This is a genomic window from Embleya sp. NPDC050154 (genome assembly GCF_044460165.1).
Taxonomy (GTDB): domain Bacteria; phylum Actinomycetota; class Actinomycetes; order Streptomycetales; family Streptomycetaceae; genus Embleya.
In genome coordinates this window covers 106,825-124,527 of sequence record NZ_JBITJP010000024.1, presented here as the reverse complement: position 1 = coordinate 124,527, position 17,703 = coordinate 106,825, and the positions used below count along the sequence as shown (strand labels likewise).

Below are 17,703 nucleotides of genomic sequence, written 5' to 3'. Positions count from 1 at the left end.
AGGGCACCCGGGACCGGGCGGTGCGTACGACACCCCGGACCACACGCCACGAACGACACACGCGCCTGCCGGGTGATGGTGGCCCACCCACGTTATCGACGTGTTGTCGATCCGGTCAACACAGTGTCGAGTCCGTGGGTCGGCGGTAGGGTTCGGGGGTGAGCGACGCGTCCGCGCAGGACACCACCCGTCCGCGCCGGGGCCGGCGCGAGTCCCGCCCCTCGGGCGCCGACCGGGAGCAGGCGATCCTGGCCACCGCCGAGCGACTGCTCGGCGAGCGCGACCTGAGCGGCATCTCCGTCGACGACCTGGCTCGTGGGGCGGGCATCTCCCGACCCACCTTCTACTTCTACTTCGCCTCCAAGGAGGCGGTCCTGCTCGCGTTGATCGACCGGGTCGTCGCCGAGGCCGACGCGGCCTCGACGGCCGCGCCGGACGGGCCGCCCCGGGACCGGACCGCCCACTGGCGCACGGCGATCGACGCCTTCTTCGCCACCTTCCGGGCACATCGCGCGGTGACCCTCGCGGCCGGTCGGGCCTGCGGGACCAACGTCGAGGTGCGTGAGCTGTGGGCTCGGGTGATGGAGACGTGGGTCCGCCAGGCGACCCGCGCGATCGACGCCGAACGCGAGCGCGGCCTGGCCCCCGAGGGGCTGCCCGCGCGCGACCTGGCCATCGCGCTCACCTCGATGAACGAACGGGTGCTGCACGCGACGTTCGCCGCCGAACAACCCGCCCTGGCCGAGGCCGACGCGGTCGACACGCTGCTCGCGATCTGGATCGCCACCATCTACCGGGCCCCCGCCCCACCGCGCTGATCCCGAGGCGGGCCGCGTCCTGGTTCCGCGACGGCGGCGCCCCGCCGAGGTGCGGTCGAACGATCGGGCGCGCGGGGGCATTTGCCGGACTTTGCCAGTGGTCCAGACCTATTGACCGTAAGGTCTGGACCACTTTACCGTCGTGGCAACCGCACCACGTGAGTCTCCGGGCCCGTCCCCGCCCGGGAGGTAGGCGTGCCACGCAGGACGTTCCTTCCGTGCCCGGCCGCGCTCGAAGTGCCGAAAGGGAATCGAGCATGATGGGTCGGACGTCACGCCTGCTGGGAGCCGCCCTGGCGGTCGCCTTCACCGTCGCCGGATCGGTCGCCGCCGCACCGAACGAGGGTGACGCCAAGAACACTTCGCACCGGACGAGCACCGCGAGCGCATCGCTGGGCAGCGTCTGCGCGGTCAAGCCGAAGCCCGCGGGCAAGGTGCTCCAGGGCTACTGGGAGAACTGGGACGGCGCCGTGAACGGTGTGCATCCGCCGTTCGGATGGACCCCGATCACCAATCCGCAGATCGCCGCGCACGGCTACAACGTGCTCAACGCGGCGTTCCCGGTCATCCTCAACGACGGCACCGCTCTGTGGCAGGACGGGATGGACTCGACCGTCAAAGTCGCCACACCGACCGAGATGTGTCAGGCCAAGGACGCGGGCGCCACCATCCTGATGTCGATCGGCGGCGCGGCGGCCGGCATCGACCTCAACTCCCGTGCCGTCGCAGACCGGTTCGTCGCGACCATCGTGCCGATCCTGAAGACCTACAACTTCGACGGCATCGACATCGACATCGAGACCGGCCTGGTCGGCGGCGGCAACATCAACACGCTGTCCACCTCGCAGGCCAACCTGGTGCGCATCATCGACGGCATCCTGGCCCAGATGCCGGCCGGCTTCGGCCTGACCATGGCACCCGAGACCGCCTACGTCACCGGCGGCAGCGTGACCTACGGCTCGATCTGGGGCGCGTACCTGCCGATCGTGAAGAAGTACGTGGACAACGGTCGACTGTGGTGGCTGAACATGCAGTACTACAACGGCAACATGTACGGCTGCTCCGGCGACTCGTACTCGGCCGGTACGGTCGCCGGCTTCACCGCGCAGACGGACTGCCTGAACCGGGGCCTGGTCATCCAGGGCACCACGATCAAGGTGCCGTTCGACAAGCAGGTTCCCGGCCTTCCCGCGCAACCGGGCGCCGGCGGCGGCTACATGACGCCCAGTCAGGTGGCCCAGGCGTGGAACCGCTACAGCGGCGGCCTCAAGGGTCTGATGACCTGGTCGCTGAACTGGGACGGATCCAGGAGCTGGAGCTTCGGCAACAACGTCAAGGCCCTCCAGGGCCGCTGACCCGGCACCGACCTGTGCCGTGACACACCGTCCGCCCCGGTCGATCCGGGGCGGACGGTGTGTCACGGCGTACTGCCGCGACCGCGAACCGGCAAAGGTTTTCGTGGTCTGCGGCAACAACCGCCGGCACGGCGGCATTCACGGCCATGGGGGCTGTCCGATGCGGTTGCTCCCGGACGCCGTTGCCGTGATCGAGTCGCTGTGCGCGACGTGTTGGCCATAACGCGCGGCCCGGCGTCGGCTCGGACCATGCCTTCCGAGGGTGCCGTATTCTGGACGAATGGGAAAGACCGTGGGTGAGATGGGGGTCGTCACCGCCTTGGTGCGTTCCGCATTCCTGGTGAATGCGGTGTATGCCGAATCGGGCCGGGAACACGGACTGACCCCACAGCAGGGACAACTGCTCTGCGTGCTGATGCCGCAGCCGTACGGCATGGGCGAACTGGGCGAGATGCTCGGGCTGGCGAAGTCGAGCCTGACCGGGTTGGTGGATCGCACGGTGCAGCGCGGGTTGGTGCGGCGCGAGTCCGACCCGCAGGACCGACGCGCGGTGCGCATCGGGCTCACCGAGGAAGGCGCCCACCTCGCCGAGGAGTTCTACGCCGAGACGTGCCGCCGGGTGGACACGCTGCCGGCCGGCCTCGCCGCCGCCGATCGGGCCAGGCTCGCCGAACTGCTGAGCCGACTGGTGCTGGACAACCAGGTGCCGGCGGTGTTCATGGAGTTGGACGAGGGCCGCTCCGTCGCGATCGGGCGCTGAGACGACGGCGCCCGCGCCGGTCTCGGGAGGTGCCGAACACGGTGAATCGGCCGATGGACAGATCCGCGCCCCTGTGTTCGGCGACCATCCGAGCCGGCAGCACGATGGGTCGTGGTGCGAATGGATAATGTAGGAGGCTCGACCGGTCAGGTCCGCAGGTGCGAGGCGCCGTTGAGGTCGAGGATGGTGCCGGAGGCCCACTCGGCGTCCGGGGAGGCCAACCACACGACGGATGCCGCGATTTCGGCGGGGTCGGCGACGCGACCGAATGGGCTCTGCGCGCGGATGGCGGCGCCTTCGGCCCCCGACAGGCGGTTCGCGACCCGGTCGGTGTCGATGAAGCCGGGGGCGATCGAGGCGACCGCGATGCGATGCGGGGCCAGTGCCACCGCCAGGGATTGGCCGAGCGCGTGCAGGCCGGCTTTGGTGGCGCCGTAGGCCGGATGGTCCGGCTCGCCGCGGAACGCGCCGCGCGAGCCGACGTTGACGATCCGCCCGCCGCTGCCGCGCCTGATCATCCCGCGGGCGGCGAGGTGGCTCAGCCCGGCGGCGCCGACCAGGTTCACCGCGACGTGCCGCTGCCAGGCCGCGACCCACTCGGCGTACCCGGTGTCGGCCGGCGGATGCGGGGTGTTCACGGCCGCGTTGTTGACCAGGACGTCGATCCCGCCCAGCGCGTCCTCCACCTCGGCCACCAGTCGCTCGACCTCGTCCGGCACCGCCAGATCCGCGCCGACCAGTACGTGACCTCCACCCGGCAGGTCCGCCAGGGTGGCCTCGGCCTCCTCCCGCCGCGACCCGTAGTGCACGGCCACCCGGTCGCCCTGGGCCGCGAACGCGTGCGCGATCGCCCGCCCCAAACCCCGTGCGGCACCACTGACCAACACCCGCCTGCCGGTTGCCGGAAAACCCTGTTCGTCGGACACGACGCCCTCCTCGGTTGTCTCGAAGGCGACCGAGCCTAAAGGGTGCCCGCAACCGAGCCGTTGTCCGGCCGGGCAATCGCGGCATGCCCGCTCACACGAGGGTGTCGAGGCGATCCGCCATGATCGGGTCTCGTTGGTGATCGGTCCGGGACGGCGGCCCGGTCCCGGCGACTCGTGACGATGCTCCGGTTCCGTCGATCGGGTCCCGCCGCTCAGGTCCCGTCGATCTGCAATTCGACGAACACGTCCGGATCGAAGGGGACCCAGCGGGCCGGGCGGTCGCTGCCCACGATCCGCAGCCGGCACCAGTCCTCGCCGCGGCCGCCGTGCCATCGGGCGTTGATCCGCCCGAGTGCCCAACTGCCGTCGCGATTACGGATCTCCACCGGCTCGTACACCCGACGGATCTCCGCGTCCGGCGGAGTCTGTACCCACTCGGCCCCGGGGCCGTCGGCAGCGGGCCGCTCTCGATGATCATTCGGCACAGTTCCACCCCTGATCCGCAGGCGAAGGAGCGGCCCCGTTCGCGTCGAGGCCACCGAAACCAGGCTTCTACACATCTGTAGAAACCATACATGAAGCCCGCCCGGCTTTCGCCGTCCCCTCGCCCCGACCGGCGGCCCGGGTGCGCGGTCGCCACGGCCGCCGCAACGGGCCGCCACCACAAGCAGGTTCACTGTACGTCCATCCAACGAGTACGCGACGTGTCCGGTGTCGGCGCGCGCCGGCACCGCGTGAGTGCCACAGTGGCGGTAAAGGATCTTCGTGTGGCCCGGTCGCAGGCACGACCGGCGAAACGAGCGGCCTCGGATCCCGAGATCGCCCGCCATCGCGGGTCGTCCGGCACGCACTACGCAGCGCGCCGCCGCGACGGTGCACGGATCGAACCGTTCGCGAGCGAGGCGACGCATGGCAACCAAGCGCACACCCGTCGTGTTCATCCATGGCCTGTGGCTGCATTCGACCAGTTGGCGAGGCTGGGCCGAGCGGTTCCGCGAGGCGGGCTACGAGCCGCTCACGCCGGAGTGGCCCGGGGTCCCCGAGACCGTGCTCGCGGCCCGCAGACAGCCCGAGGCGCAGGCCGGCATCGGCCTCGCCGAGATCTCCGAGGCGCACGTGCGAATCATTAGGGAGTTGGAGACCCCGCCCATAGTGGTCGGCCACTCCGTCGGCGGATTCATCGCCCAGCACCTGCTCGGGCAGGGGTGGGCCGCTGCGGCGGTGGCGATCTGTCCCGGCCAGATCAAGGGCGTGAAGGCGATCGCACCCGCGCAGGCGAGATCGGCCTTCGCGTTCCTGCGCAACCCCGCCAACACCAAGCGCGCGGTGTCGCTGAATCAGGCGCAATTCCGGTACGGCTTCGCGAACGCCGTCTCCCTCAAGGAGTCCGACGACCTGTTCGCGGCGTGGACGATTCCCAGCCCGGCCCGACCGTTGTTCCAACTCGCGCTGGGCAATTTCACGCCGAACTCCGCCGCCAAGGTGGCCACCGACAACGAGACCCGCGGACCGCTCCTGCTCCTGTCCGGAAAACTGGACCACACCGTCCCCGACGCGCTGACCCGCTCGACGCTCAAGCAGTACCGCAAATCCGGTGCGAGCACCGACTATCAACGCTTCGACGACCGGGGCCACTCGCTGATCGTCGACCACGGCTGGCCCGAACTCGCCGAGACCTCCCTCGCCTGGCTCACCAAGTCCGGTTTCCCGGAGACCTGACGCTCGGGCCCCGGGAGTCCGGGACGGGGGGAGCGGCGTCACCGCGACGCGGTCGGCGGCCAGTCGGTGGCCGGAGGGATCAGCGGGCGGGTGGGAGTCAGGTGCCAGGGCTGCTGGTCGACGGTGCGGTCGTCGGCCAGCGACACGGTCAGACCGAAGTCGTGGATGGTGGGGCGGCCTTGGGCATGCCACCAGTACCAGGTCGCCTCGACCTCGTCCCACAGTCGGCGCGGACCGGATTGCCGCACGGTGGGCGGATCGCCGATGGCGAAGTCGGCGGCGGCGATCGAGTGGCCGCGGCCGGTGTCCGCGCCGTAGAGCCACAACGTGCCGCCGAGCGCGCCGTGCAGGATCGGTCGGGCCAGGCAGTCGGGCACGCACAGGCCGAGCACCAGGGCCACCGGGTCGAACGGGCCGCCCACCACGTCGTCATAGCCGAGCGAGGTCGTGGTCGGCCGCGCGTAGGCGGCCCAGTCCTCGGGCAGCGCCGCGCCGCCGTAGCGTCCCCAGTGCGGACGGTGTGCGCGCAGCTTCATGAAGGCGGTGGCCAGCGTGAACGGCCCACTCGCGGCTTGCCGTTCCGCGTCCACGACCAGGCGCAGCGCGCAGTCGCCGCTGCCGTAGTCGGTACCCCACGGCAGCACGATCACCGCGCCTGGCGCGGCCTGTTCGATCCACGCGGGTGGCACGCGCCGGACACCGGCGGTGACCTGGATCCGCTCGTACGGGCCGCCCTCCGCGTAGCCGTGGGTGCCGTCGCCGGTGATCACCTCGACGAGGTCGCCGAATCCGGCCGCGTTCAGGTTCTCCCGTGCCCGGTAGGCGAGTTGCGGGTCCACCTCGATCGAGGTCACCCGGCAGCCGCGGGCCGCCAACAGGCCGGCGCTGTAGCCGGTCCCGGTGCCGACCTCCAATACCCGCATCCCGGGCGCCGCGTCCAGGTCGTACAACATCTCCGCGAGCGTGGACGGTGTCGAGGACGACGATGTGGCCAGCCGCCCGGCGGTGGCCCCGGTATGTCGGCCGTCGTCCCACTGGGTCACCAACGCCCGGTCGGAGTACACCGCTCGGCGCCACGCCTCCGGATCGCGGTCGCGGTCCAGCGGGGCGTCGCTGTCGTCGGGCCAGATCCGGGCCGGGACGAAATCCTCGCGGGCCACCATGCCGAACACCGACTCCCAGCCCGCCGGAAGTACGTCCTTGCCCTTCAGTAACGCCGTGAGCGTGTCGGGCCCCACCGTCATGACGCGGGCCGTCGATCGGATAAGACGGACTGACCAGCCATCGAAAGCCAACCTTTCCGGGAGCGATTACGCAACGTACCCTAGAAACCCCGAAGCGTAATCGTCAAGGCAATCAAGGAACTTGCCGTCCCAACGAGGCAGCCCCCGCCCGAGTGCCCGGACTGGCGTTTCCCGGCGGTTCAGATGCTGTCGGCAACACGGCGGTTGCCGCCGTTGAGTTCCTGCCACCGGCGGTAGACGTCGACGGCGGCGGCTTGCGGGTCGTGTCGCATCGGCAGTCGGCGCCGCTCCCAGGGCTTGGCGAACTCTTCGTAGAAGGTGTCGAGTTCGAAGTACTTGCGGTCGTCGACGTAGTGCGGCTCGTAGGCGTCGCGGGTGGTCAGGTACGCCGTCAAGGTCGGCGTCACCGCCAGCCGCAGGCTGCCGCGCGCGAGGTCGGCCACGTCGTGCACGGCACGCTCGGCGGCGGCCAGGTCGCGCAGCGCTCGGCCCACTGGCCGAGGAGATGTACGCCCGGCATCCGGGCATCGCCCTGGACGTCGTGGAGACCACCCAGGACCGGATCGAAGCCGGGCTGCCCGCCGACGAGTTCGACCTGGGCATCGCATTCGCCGGCGCGCACCCACCCGGCGTCGGCGCGACTCCGCTGTGCGTCGAGCGACTGAGCCTGGTCGTCGGTACGGGAACCGGCGCGGATCCGGACACCACGACCGGTCGTCCCGCCGCTCCGCTCTGGGTGCGTGACCTGGCCGGGTACGAACTGGCGCTGCTCAGACACGACTTCGTCACCCGAGGGCACGTGGACGCCTACCTCGCGCGGCACCGGGTGCGACCTCGGATCGCCGTGCAGGCGAACTCGATCCAGGCCCTGATCGAGATCGTCCGGCGCACCCCGTTGGCCACCGTGCTTCCCGACGCGATCACCCACGACCATCCCCACCTGCGCCCGGTCGCCGTCGACCCGCCGCTGCCGGTGCGCACGGTCACCGTGCTGCACCGCGAGGGCGCCTACCGCAGCGCCGCCGCGCGCGCCTTCGCGCGGGTGACCCGGGACGTGGTCCGGGCCCGGAAGTACACGCTTCCTGAGACCGAGACCGAGACCGAGACCGGGACCGGGACCGAGACCGGGACCGGGACCGGGAGCAAGACCGAGACCGAGACCGGGAGCGAGACCCGGACCGGCGACTGAGCGGGGACCGCAGAACTCAGCGGTCCATGAAGGCGCGCTCCTTGGCCGCGTGGACCGCCGCCGTGAGCCCGGCGATGTCGTACGGGCCGTGGTGTCGACGGCCGTTGACGAAGAAGGTCGGCGTGCCGGAGACCCCGCTCAGGTCCGCCGATTCCTCGTCCTCCGCGATCCGGTCGGCGCCGCGATGGGTGCGCAGCGCGATCCGGAACTCCTCCACATTCAGGCCCAACGCCTCCGCGTGGGCGACCAGATCGCCGGGCCGGAGCGCGTCCTGGCTCTGGAGCAGGCGGTCGAGCATTTCCCAGAACGCACCCTGCTCGGCGGCGGCCTCGGCGGCGATCGCGGCCGGCCGGGCCCTGGGGTGCACGTCGGGCAGCGGGAGGTGGCGCCAGACGTAGCGCACGTCGCCGAAGTCGGCGAGCAATTCGCGGACCACCGGTTCGGCCAGGCCGCAGAACGGGCATTCGAAGTCGCCGTACTCCAGCAGCGTCACCGGGGCGTCGATCGGACCGCGGATGTGGTCGCGCTCGGGATCCACCGGTACGGCCAGGTCGACCAGGCTCTGCGCGGTGCCCAGCAGCGCCCGCGTGCGGGCCGGACGCGGCAGCGCGGCGATCACCAGCGAGACCAGCCAGGTCACCACGAACGAGCACACCACGGCGCTGAGTACGCCCACCTTGGCCTCTTCGAGCCGCTCGCCCTCGAAGGCCAGTGTCGCGATCAGCAGCGACACGGTGAAGCCGACCCCGGCGATCGCGCCGCCGCCCACCACGGCTCCCCAGCCGACCGGCGGGCGCAGCCGGCCGCCGCTGAGTCGGGTGGTCAGCGCGGACATACCGATGATGCCCACCGGTTTGCCCACCACGTAGCCGATCAGGATGCCCAGCGTCACCGGCGAGGTGAAGGCCCGCGAGATCAGCCCGGCGTCCAGCGTGATGCCGGCGTTGGCCAGTGCGAACAACGGGACGATCACATAGCTGGTCCACGGGTGGTACATGCGCTGGAGACGCTCGTTCGGCGACAGGGCCGCCGCCATGCCCAGCCGGGCGGTACGTTCCAGTTCCGGCGTGGGCTGTTCGCGGAACGAACGGAACAGACCGGTGGCCCGCTCCAGTTCGGCCCGAGACGCCGGGTAGGCGAAGGTCAGCAGGCCCATCACCAGGCCGACCACCACCGGGTCCACGCCCGACTTGAGCACCGCCACCCAGGTGATCACGCCGAGCACGCCGTACGCGCTGCCGCGCCGCACCTTCGCGGCGCGCACCAGCACGATCAGCACCAGCATGGCCAGCGCGATCATCAGCGCGGACATGTCGATGTCGTCGCTGTAGGCGACCGCGATCACCACGAGGGCGACGAAGTCGTCGACCACGGCGACGGTCAGGATGAAGGTGTGCAGACGCCGAGGGAAGCGGCTGCCGAGCAGTGCGAGCATGCCCAGCGCGAAGGCCGTGTCGGTGGACATCGCGGCGCCCCACCCGTGGGCCGAGGACTCGCCCGCGTTGATCGCCAGGTAGATCAGCACAGGTACCGCCATGCCGCTGAGGCCGGCCAGCAGCGGCAGGGTCAATCGGCGGCGTTCGCGCAGTTCGCCCATGTCGAACTCGCGCCGGGCCTCCAGGCCGACCACGAAGAAGAACAGGGTCATCAGGCCGCTGTTGACCCACTCGCGCAGATCCAGCGACACGCCGGAGTCGCCGAGTCGCACGGACAGGTGGGTGTGCCAGAGCGAGGCGTAGGAGTCGGCGTCGATGTTGGCCCAGGCCAGCGCGGCCAGGGTGGCGGCGAGCAGCACGGTGGCGCTGCCGCTCTCGGTCCGAATGAACGCCCAGCGCGCGGTGCGCGCTCCGCCCTCGTCGAGCGACTGGCCGGACAGGCCCTCGTCGCTGGTCGGCTGCGTCATCCGTGTGCCCCCTGTGTCCCTGTCGCGCTCCCCGGCTGAACCGGGTCAGAGGATATCGGCAGCGACGCACCAAATGATCTTTCCGCCGCGCCCCGCCGGTGTCCTGCCGCCGCCGCTTCCGAGGAGGAGCAGTCAGGGCCGGGCGATGGCCTCGACCCAGTCGTCTACGGTGACGGCGTTCACCCATTGGGGGAAGAGCGTTTCGGTGAGGAATCGGTGGACCTCGGGGTCGGTGTCGAGGCAGGCGTCGACCAGGACGGTGAGGCGGAAGTCCAGGTCGTTGGCCCGGCACACGGTGTGCAGCACCACGCCGCTGGTGGCGATGCCGGTGAGCACGAGGCTGTCGATGTCGCGGGCCCTGAGCACCAGGTCGAGATCGCTGCCGGAGAACGCGCTGCCACGCCTCTTGGCGACCACGACGTCGCCTGGTCGGGGTGCGATGTCCGGGTGGATCTCGGTGCCGGGGGCACCCTCGGTGAACAGCCCGGCCTGCACGGCCGCGGACACCACCTTGTTGCGGAGGCTGACTTCCCCGGGGACCGGCCGTAGAGCGATGACCACGTAGATCACCGGGATGCCCTGCGTACGGGCACCGTCGATGGCCTTGCGCAGGCGGGACAGATATCCGGAGCCGTCGTCGGCGATGTCCACGATCTGCTGTTGTACGTCCATCACCAGGAGCGCACTGTTCGCCACGCTTGCCGTCCCTTCGTCGCCGGGAAAGAACCGCCAGTTTGAGCATCGGCCGTATTGCGGCGGGGACTTCGCAGACTCCGCCGGTGTCGACGGGGGATCGCCAGGTCCCGAGGGCCGACGACGGCGACGTGACGGCGACGGCGACCGCGTCGAGTCGCGTTGGGCCGGGCCGGGTCGGCGAAGTAGGCGCCTTGCACCAGTTTGGGAGAGTCGATCACCGGAGCGTGCTGCACCGGAGCGCTTGTCTGGGGGACTGGGCGCTACCAATGTTATGGATATGTCGCATATTTGTGATCATTCAGCGGCCGTGCCCGGGGGTGTGGGCGGGCAGCCGCTCGGCATGACGCAGCACGATTCATCCCGGGAGTCAGGCGCCGACGAACTGGCCGCGCTGGTGCGGCAGGCTCGTCGGTGGAGCGAGTCGGCGCCGGATCCGGCATCCGGACAGCAGTCGCCCGACGCGTCCGGGGACTCGCTCCGGGCGCGGGTACGACGCCTGGTGGCCAACCGCCCCGACGCTGAACCACCCCGCACCGGTTCGTGACGACTCGGTCGAACCAGGGCGTACGTACGGACGTACGGACGGCCACCGTGCCACGGCCGCCGCCCCGACGACCGCTCATCGCGTACGAACGCCCCGCCGGCATGGTCGACCGGCGACGCGGCGGCCTGTTCGCCCGCGAAGCGCCACGCCCGGCGCTTCGCGGGCGACGGGTGCACGGCGGCTCGTCGGGCGCGCGCGTCGACTATGCTGCCCCGTTCGGCCCAGTCGGCGCCCGCGTCGACTCGGTCGGGCGCGGCGGGCCAGGGCCCGACGCTCGGACGGCGGCGATCGAAACGGGGTTCGGGATCATGGCCGGCGATCAGGTGACCTTGCGGCCGGTGGCCGAAGCGGACATATCCCTCCTGGAGCGGTTCTCGACCGACCCCGAGGCGGTCGGGTCGTTCGCCTGGTACGGCTGGTCGGACCCGGGACGGTGGCGGCGCAACTGGACGCAGAACGGCCTACTCGGCGACGAGGGTGGGCAGTTGCTGGTGGTCCTGGGCGACGAGGTGCTGGGCTTCGTGGCCTGGCGCAGCATCCTCACGTCGCGCGGCTCGCACTGCTGGAACGTCGGGATCAACCTGTTCCCCGAGGCGCGCGGCCACGGATACGGCACCCGCGCCCAACTCCTGCTGGTGCGCTACCTGTTCGCGCACACCCAGGTGGCCCGGATCGAGGCCGGCACCGAGGTGGGCAACCTCGCCGAGCAGCGCGCCCTGGAGAAGGTGGGCTTCACCCGCGAGGGAGTGGCCCGTTCCTACACCTACCGCGACGGCGAATGGCGCGACGTGGTCTTCTACAGCCTGCTGCGCGAGGAACTTCCGCCGCCGACGAGCTAGGCGCCTCAGCGCACGGCGCCTCCCGCCGACGGCCGCAACCCACCGAAGGATACTTCCCGCCCGAAGCCGCTGCCCTCTGACGCCTGAGAGCGCGCCGTCGAGGCCGCAGCCGGCCCGGCGTCGACGACCGTCCGCATGCCTCGCCTCCCCGGGAAGCCCGCCGACCCGCCCGCGATACCCGGGAAGCCCGCCACTCCCGGAAGCCCCGTCCCGCTTCCATGTACCGGCTGCGCCCCACCCGCGCCTGGTGGTGTGGCACCGAAACGCGGCCCGACCTTGGTCCGAAGCCACGAAGTCCGTGACCTTCCGATCGCTCTAGCCTCGGGGAAGCGCCGCCGAGAGGCTCCGACGCGACCGTTGAGCTCCAGCCCCGAACCGGCACCCGCCTCACCTCAGGCGGGGGCCGGTTTCGGTGAGTCGACCGGATACCCGTTGCCCGGGTCCGCGACCCGGCGCTCGCGGAACCGGGTCGACCCAGGATCGGGGGCCGCCCGGACGGGCCGACCAGGATGGAGAAAGCCATGGCACGACGTCTGCGTCTGGACGACCTGACCGCGATCACGGTGCCGGCCGAGCCGGCCGTGTCGCCCGACGGCACCCGGGTGGTCTACACCCTGGTCGGCGTCGACGCGGCGAAGGACCGCAACGTGCGCTCGCTGTGGTGGGTCCCGACCTCGGGCGGCGAGCCCCAGCGGCTCACCGAAGGCCCCTCGGACAGCACCGCGGTGTGGTCGCCGGACGGGACCCGGGTGGCGTTCCTGCGCGCCGTCGACGGCCCGCCGCAATTGTGGGTGCTGCCGATCGAGGGTGGCGACGCGCGTCAGGTGACCCGCCTGCCGATGGGCGCCGGCCGCGCGCTGTGGAGCCCCGACGGCACCCGCGTGGCGTTCGGTGCCGTGATCGACACCTACGCGACGGCGGACGAGGACGAGTCCGCCCGGGCCGCCCGGGCGAAGGCGCCGCTGGTCATCGACCGCGTGGACTACCAGGTGGACGGCGCGGGCATGCTGGGCAGCCTGCGCCGGCACGTGCACGTGGTGGACGTGGCTTCCGGCGAGGTCACCCGGGTGACCGAGGGCGCCTGGAACGCGACCGACCCGGCCTGGTCGCCGGACGGCACGCGGCTGGCCTACGCCGCCGGCCCGGACGCGAACGCGGACCTGACCATGCGTTCGGCGGCGTACGTCGTCGACCTCGCCACCCCCGCCGCGCCCGCCGAACGGGTCGGGTCGGCGGAAGGCATGGTGGGTTGGGTCGACTTCACCCCGGACGGCGAGTCACTGCTCGTGCTGGGCGCCGAGCAGACCCGCACCGGGCACACCCGGATACTGCGGGTGCCGCTCGCCGGCGGCCCCACCGTCGACCTGACCGGAGCCCTGGACCGCAATGTGATGCCGGGCGGCTCCGGCTACCCGGGCGGCCTGCCGCAGCCGACGCCCGACGGCCGCGAACTCCTGTTCTGCCTCCGCGAGGCCGGCAACACCCACCTGTACGCGCTCGACCTCGAAAGCGGCGACGCGCGCCTGGTGGTCGGCGACACCGGAAGCTCCGTCTCGGGCCTGTCCGTGTCCCGCAGCCCCGGTGGCGTCGCGTTCGTGCTGTCCACCACCACCTCGTACGGCGAGATCGCCATGGTCGATCCGGCCGGCGGCACCGAGCGGGTGCTCACCGCGCACGGCACGCAGGCCCTGCCGGACGTGGAGCTGTTCACCCCGATCGACCGCCGGTTCACCACCTCCGACGGAACCGTGGTGCACGGCCGCCTGCTGCGCGACCCGCAGGTGACCGGCCCCACCCCGCTGCTGCTGGACATCCACGGCGGACCGCACAACGCGTGGACCGGTACGGCCGACTCGGTGCACCTCTACCACCAGGAACTGGTCGCCCGCGGCTGGACGATCCTGACCCTCAACCCCCGGGCCAGCGACGGTTACGGCGAGGACTTCTACGCCGCCACCGTCGGCAACTGGGGCACGATGGACGCCCCGGACTTCCTGGAGCCGCTGGACGAACTGGTCGCCGAGGGCATCGCCGACGCGCAGCGGCTGGCCGTCACCGGCTACAGCTACGGCGGCTACATGACCTGCTATCTCACCAGCCGCGACCAGCGCTTCGCGGCGGCCGTCGCGGGCGGCGTGGTCAGCGACCTGAACAGCATGGCCGGCACCTCCGACCTGGGCTCCTACATGGGCTGGGCCGAGTTCGGCGGCACCCCGTGGGACGACGTCGACCTGTACACGCGGTCGAACCCGTTCACCAAGGTCGGCGACGTGCGCACGCCCACGCTGATCCTGCAGGGCGCCGCCGACGTGCGGTGTCCGCTCGGCCAGGCCCAGCAGTGGTTCGGCGCGCTGCGCGAACGCGACGTGCCCGCCCGGATGGTGCTCTACCCCGACGGCTCGCACCTGTTTATCCTCGACGGTCCGCCCTCGCACCGGCTGGACTGGAACCGCCGGATCGTCGACTGGGTCGAGCGCTACGCCGGATCCGCCGGCCGCACCCGGCCCGCCCCGCTGGACGCCGCGCACTGGCAGCGCCGCCTGTCCACGCTGGCCGAGCGGCACCGGATTCCCGGCGCGACCCTGGGCATCCTGCGCTTGGACGAGCACGCGCCGGACGACCTGGTCGAGGCCGCCTACGGCGTGCTCAACCGGAACACCGGGGTCCCGGTGACCGCGGACAGCGTGTTCCAGATCGGCTCGATCACCAAGCTGTGGACCACGACACTGGCCATGCAACTGGTCGAGGACGGCCTGCTCGACCTGGACCAGCCGCTGATCGAGGTACTGCCCGAACTACGGCTGTCCCGAACTGAGTTGGCCAAGCAGATCACCATGCGGCACCTGCTCACGCACACCAGCGGCATCGAGGGCGACCGGTTCATCGACAGCGGGCGCGGCGACGACTGCCTGGCCCGGTACGTGGCCGGCCTAGAGGACGCGGCGCAGGTGTTCCCGCCCGGCGGCGCGTGGTCGTACTGCAACACCGGCTTCAATCTGGCCGGACGGGTGATCGAACACCTCACCGGAAAGACCTGGGACCAAGTGCTGCGCGAGCGGCTGAGCGGGCCGCTGGGCCTGGAGCGCACGATCACACTGCCCGAGGAGGCCCTGCTGCTGCGCGCGGCGGTCGGCCACGTCTCGCAGGACGGCGGCGACCCGCAGGTCGCGCCGGTGTGGATGTTGCCTCGCTCGGCCGGACCCGCCGGTCTGATCGGTTCCACCTCGGCGGAGCTGTTGCGGTTCGCCCGCCTGCACCTGGCCGACGGCGTCACCGCCGACGGCAAGCGACTCCTGGGCGCGGAGCATGTCGTCGCGATGCGCGAGAAGCACGTCGACATGCCCGACCTCGCGGCCATGGACGCGTCGTGGGGCCTGGGCTGGCACCGCTACGCGTGGGACGGCCACGAGGTGGTCGGCCACGACGGCGGCACCATCGGGCAGTACGCGTTCCTCCGGGTCCTGCCCGAACAGGGCCTGGCGGTGGCGCTGTTGACCAACGGCGGAGACGCGCCGGAGTTGTACGAGGACCTGTTCCGGGAGATCTTCGCCGAGGTCGCGCAGGTCGCGTTGCCCGCGCCGTTCGCCCCGCCCGCACAACCTCCGGCCGTCGACCCGGAACGCTACGTCGGCGTGTACGAACGCGCCATGCAGCGCTTCGAGGTGCGGGCCGGCGCCGAGGGCGAGGGCTTGGTGCTGCGGATCGAACTGACCGGGGAAATAGCGGAAAGCCTGCCGGACGCGGTGCGGGAATTGCCGCTGGTCGCGGTCGCCGAGGACCTGTTCGCGATGCGCGAGCCCGGATCGGTGATCTGGCGCCCGGTGACCTTCGGAACCTTCGAGGGGGGCGGGCGCTACCTGTTCAGCGGTCAGGTCACCCCGCGTCGGGACTGAGCCTCCGGCTCCGCGCGAGCCCACCCTCGGCGGGCCGCGATCGCTCCGCTCCGCTACCGCTCCACCCCGATACCGCTCCACCCGATACCGCGTCTGCCCCGGACGCGGTCCCGATCACCGCGTTCCCCCCGTGACGCGGTGTCGACCGGCCCGTCGCCCCGGCTCCCTGTGCCGAGGCGGCGGGCCGGTTCGCGTGCGGCCCGGGTCGCGGGTGACGGGGGCGGTCGGGAACGCACTCGCGGGAACGGGGACCACCCGATCGGCTCTCGGCCGGATGCGGCCGGCCGGGTGAGCCATGCGGGTGCCGCGTGCCGGATCGGTCCGGATCGTCCGGTTCGGGCCAGCATGGGCCGGGAGACGCGATCAGCGGACCGTACCCGGCGCGGCCAAGGAGCACGACGATGGACGAGTTGACCACACGGGTCGACGGCATGCTCGACAACCTGTGCGACGACCTGCGGCGACTCACCCGGATTCCGTCGATCGCCTTCCCGGGGTATCCCTCGGAGCCGGTGACCGAGGCCCACGACCTACTGGTCGAGCTGCTGCGCGAGGCCGGCGTGCGGGATGTCGGCGCGTTGCGGCTGCCGGACACCGCGCCGGTGATCACCGGCCACATCCCGCCGCCGCACCCGGACGCGCCGACCGTGCTGCTGTACGGGCACTACGACGTACAGCCCGCCGGCGACGAGACGTTGTGGACGACGCGGCCGTTCGAGCCGACCGACGTCGACGGCGCGATCCACGGGCGCGGCGCGGCCGACGACAAGTCGAACCTGATCGTGCACCTGGGCGCGCTGCGCGCCTTCGACGGGCGTCCGCCGGTGGGCATCCGGATCGTGTTCGAGGGACAGGAGGAGTACGGCAGCGAGTTCGACGACTATCCGCAGGCCCACCCGGACGAGTTCGCCTGCGACGCGATGGTGATCGCCGACATGGGCAACATCCGCCCGGGCACCGGCACGCTGACCGTCGCGCTGCGCGGGGTGGTCGAGGTGATCGTCGAGGTGCGCACCCTCGAAGAGGCCAAGCACAGCGGCAACTTCGGCGGCGCGGCCCCCGACGCGCTGCTGGTGCTGCTGCACGCGCTGTCCGCGTTGCACGATGCGAAGGGCGACGTCACGGTGCCCGGTCTGCGCCGCGATCAGTGGTCGGGCGGCGGCTGGAACGAGGACGAGTTCCGCCGGCTTGCCGGCATCCGCGACGGCATGCCGCTGATCGGCACCGGGAACCTCGGCTCGCGCCTGTGGTCGGGACCGGCGATCACGGTGACCGGCCTCGACGCGCCCTCGGTTGCGAAGGCCGCGTCCGCCGTGGTGCCGGCCGCCCGGGCGAAGCTCAACATGCGCTGCCACCCGGCCCAGGATCCGGCCCAGGCACAGCGTCTGCTGATCGAGTTCCTGGAGGGCCTGCGGCCGTTCGGGGTACCGCTGACGGTGACCCAGGCCGGGGCGCCCGGGTCCGGATTCGCCGCGGCCACCGACGGGGTGGCCTACCAGGCGGCGCACGAGGCGCTGCGCACCGCGTGGGGCGCGGAGCCCGTACACGCGGCGGCGGGCGGGTCGATTCCGCTGGTCAACAGCCTGGCGGCGGCCCAACCCGGCGCGGAGATCCTGCTGTTCGGGGCGCAGGACAGCATGTGCAACCTGCACGGGCCCAACGAACGGGTGTTGGTGAGTGAACTGCGCGACGCGGTGGTGGCGGAGGCCGCGTTCTTCACCGCGTACGCCAAACGGTTCCGGCGCGGCTGAGCCGCGGAGCACGACTGCGGTTGTCGTTCGGGCCGTTCGTGCGGCGCCCGTTGACCCACCCCCGTA

The 17,703-nt window shown here is 71.5% G+C and carries 16 protein-coding genes; 10 read left to right on the top strand and 6 right to left on the bottom strand.

All coding sequences use genetic code 11. The features are described from left to right. Window positions 1–158: 158 nt before the first annotated feature. The 4 genes from ACIBSV_RS38285 to ACIBSV_RS38270 all read left to right on the top strand — a co-directional run bounded on the left by ACIBSV_RS38285 (window position 159) and on the right by ACIBSV_RS38270 (window position 2,933). Window positions 159–818, top strand: coding sequence for a TetR/AcrR family transcriptional regulator (locus tag ACIBSV_RS38285; RefSeq protein WP_395871505.1), 660 nt, complete (start codon window positions 159–161; stop codon window positions 816–818). A gap of 260 nt (window positions 819–1,078) precedes the next feature. Then, entirely contained in the window at window positions 1,079–2,173 is a 1,095-nt protein-coding gene (locus ACIBSV_RS38280; RefSeq protein ID WP_395871600.1) for a chitinase, read from the top strand. A 19-nt stretch (window positions 2,174–2,192) separates the two neighbouring features. After that, window positions 2,193–2,396 (top strand): DUF6196 family protein, encoded by a 204-nt coding sequence (locus ACIBSV_RS38275; protein WP_395871502.1) that lies wholly within the window; start codon window positions 2,193–2,195, stop codon window positions 2,394–2,396. A gap of 78 nt (window positions 2,397–2,474) precedes the next feature. Then, on the top strand, window positions 2,475–2,933 hold the full coding sequence (locus ACIBSV_RS38270; protein WP_395871598.1) for a MarR family winged helix-turn-helix transcriptional regulator: 459 nt from the start codon (window positions 2,475–2,477) through the stop codon (window positions 2,931–2,933). Window positions 2,934–3,079: 146 nt separating this feature from the next. Here the strand turns inward: ACIBSV_RS38270 and ACIBSV_RS38265 are convergent, their stop codons facing one another. Continuing rightward, a complete protein-coding gene (locus ACIBSV_RS38265) occupies window positions 3,080–3,859 on the bottom strand; it encodes an SDR family NAD(P)-dependent oxidoreductase (protein ID WP_395871499.1) in 780 nt (259 codons plus the stop codon). Between the two features lie 212 nt (window positions 3,860–4,071). Next, on the bottom strand, window positions 4,072–4,344 hold the full coding sequence (locus tag ACIBSV_RS38260; RefSeq protein WP_395871497.1) for a hypothetical protein: 273 nt from the start codon (window positions 4,342–4,344) through the stop codon (window positions 4,072–4,074). 424 nt (window positions 4,345–4,768) lie between these two features. Between ACIBSV_RS38260 and ACIBSV_RS38255 the strand changes: the two genes are divergently transcribed. After that, entirely contained in the window at window positions 4,769–5,578 is an 810-nt protein-coding gene (locus ACIBSV_RS38255) for an alpha/beta hydrolase (RefSeq protein WP_395871494.1), read from the top strand. 38 nt (window positions 5,579–5,616) lie between these two features. Here the strand turns inward: ACIBSV_RS38255 and ACIBSV_RS38250 are convergent, their stop codons facing one another. Both ACIBSV_RS38250 and ACIBSV_RS38245 read right to left on the bottom strand, forming a co-directional pair. Further along, a complete protein-coding gene (locus ACIBSV_RS38250; protein ID WP_395871492.1) occupies window positions 5,617–6,822 on the bottom strand; it encodes a methyltransferase domain-containing protein in 1,206 nt (401 codons plus the stop codon). 179 nt (window positions 6,823–7,001) lie between these two features. Then, window positions 7,002–7,316, bottom strand: coding sequence for a hypothetical protein (locus ACIBSV_RS38245; RefSeq protein ID WP_395871490.1), 315 nt, complete (start codon window positions 7,314–7,316; stop codon window positions 7,002–7,004). A gap of 11 nt (window positions 7,317–7,327) precedes the next feature. Here ACIBSV_RS38245 and ACIBSV_RS38240 point away from each other — a divergent pair, with 11 nt between their 5' ends. Beyond that, window positions 7,328–8,011 (top strand): LysR substrate-binding domain-containing protein, encoded by a 684-nt coding sequence (locus tag ACIBSV_RS38240; protein WP_395871488.1) that lies wholly within the window; start codon window positions 7,328–7,330, stop codon window positions 8,009–8,011. 16 nt (window positions 8,012–8,027) lie between these two features. Here ACIBSV_RS38240 and nhaA read toward each other — a convergent pair whose 3' ends face one another. Then, on the bottom strand, window positions 8,028–9,914 hold the full coding sequence (gene nhaA, locus ACIBSV_RS38235) for a Na+/H+ antiporter NhaA (RefSeq protein ID WP_395871486.1): 1,887 nt from the start codon (window positions 9,912–9,914) through the stop codon (window positions 8,028–8,030). A 132-nt stretch (window positions 9,915–10,046) separates the two neighbouring features. Further along, the gene (locus ACIBSV_RS38230) at window positions 10,047–10,610 is read right to left on the bottom strand and encodes a cysteine hydrolase family protein (RefSeq protein WP_395871484.1); all 564 of its coding nucleotides are present in this window, start codon (window positions 10,608–10,610) and stop codon (window positions 10,047–10,049) included. Window positions 10,611–10,950: 340 nt separating this feature from the next. Here ACIBSV_RS38230 and ACIBSV_RS38225 point away from each other — a divergent pair, with 340 nt between their 5' ends. The 4 genes from ACIBSV_RS38225 (at window position 10,951) to ACIBSV_RS38210 (ending at window position 17,637) form a co-directional block, all read left to right on the top strand. Next, window positions 10,951–11,154 (top strand): hypothetical protein, encoded by a 204-nt coding sequence (locus ACIBSV_RS38225; protein WP_395871482.1) that lies wholly within the window; start codon window positions 10,951–10,953, stop codon window positions 11,152–11,154. A 308-nt stretch (window positions 11,155–11,462) separates the two neighbouring features. Then, a complete protein-coding gene (locus ACIBSV_RS38220) occupies window positions 11,463–11,993 on the top strand; it encodes a GNAT family N-acetyltransferase (protein WP_395871480.1) in 531 nt (176 codons plus the stop codon). 521 nt (window positions 11,994–12,514) lie between these two features. Further along, on the top strand, window positions 12,515–15,886 hold the full coding sequence (locus ACIBSV_RS38215; RefSeq protein ID WP_395871478.1) for a serine hydrolase: 3,372 nt from the start codon (window positions 12,515–12,517) through the stop codon (window positions 15,884–15,886). Window positions 15,887–16,287: 401 nt separating this feature from the next. Further along, window positions 16,288–17,637, top strand: coding sequence for a M20/M25/M40 family metallo-hydrolase (locus ACIBSV_RS38210; RefSeq protein ID WP_395871476.1), 1,350 nt, complete (start codon window positions 16,288–16,290; stop codon window positions 17,635–17,637). Window positions 17,638–17,703 lie beyond the last annotated feature (66 nt).

What these genes read in the sequence shown, in the direction of transcription:
- ACIBSV_RS38240 (WP_395871488.1), top strand. Translation starts at nt 7,328, where the DNA reads ATGTACGCCCGGCATCCGGGCATCGCCCTGGACGTCGTGGAGACCACC.
- ACIBSV_RS38220 (WP_395871480.1), top strand. Translation starts at nt 11,463, where the DNA reads ATGGCCGGCGATCAGGTGACCTTGCGGCCGGTGGCCGAAGCGGACATA.
- ACIBSV_RS38255 (WP_395871494.1), top strand. Translation starts at nt 4,769, where the DNA reads ATGGCAACCAAGCGCACACCCGTCGTGTTCATCCATGGCCTGTGGCTG.
- ACIBSV_RS38250 (WP_395871492.1), bottom strand. Translation starts at nt 6,822, where the DNA reads ATGACGGTGGGGCCCGACACGCTCACGGCGTTACTGAAGGGCAAGGAC.
- nhaA (WP_395871486.1), bottom strand. Translation starts at nt 9,914, where the DNA reads ATGACGCAGCCGACCAGCGACGAGGGCCTGTCCGGCCAGTCGCTCGAC.
- ACIBSV_RS38270 (WP_395871598.1), top strand. Translation starts at nt 2,475, where the DNA reads ATGGGGGTCGTCACCGCCTTGGTGCGTTCCGCATTCCTGGTGAATGCG.
- ACIBSV_RS38280 (WP_395871600.1), top strand. Translation starts at nt 1,079, where the DNA reads ATGGGTCGGACGTCACGCCTGCTGGGAGCCGCCCTGGCGGTCGCCTTC.
- ACIBSV_RS38210 (WP_395871476.1), top strand. Translation starts at nt 16,288, where the DNA reads ATGGACGAGTTGACCACACGGGTCGACGGCATGCTCGACAACCTGTGC.
- ACIBSV_RS38215 (WP_395871478.1), top strand. Translation starts at nt 12,515, where the DNA reads ATGGCACGACGTCTGCGTCTGGACGACCTGACCGCGATCACGGTGCCG.
- ACIBSV_RS38225 (WP_395871482.1), top strand. Translation starts at nt 10,951, where the DNA reads ATGACGCAGCACGATTCATCCCGGGAGTCAGGCGCCGACGAACTGGCC.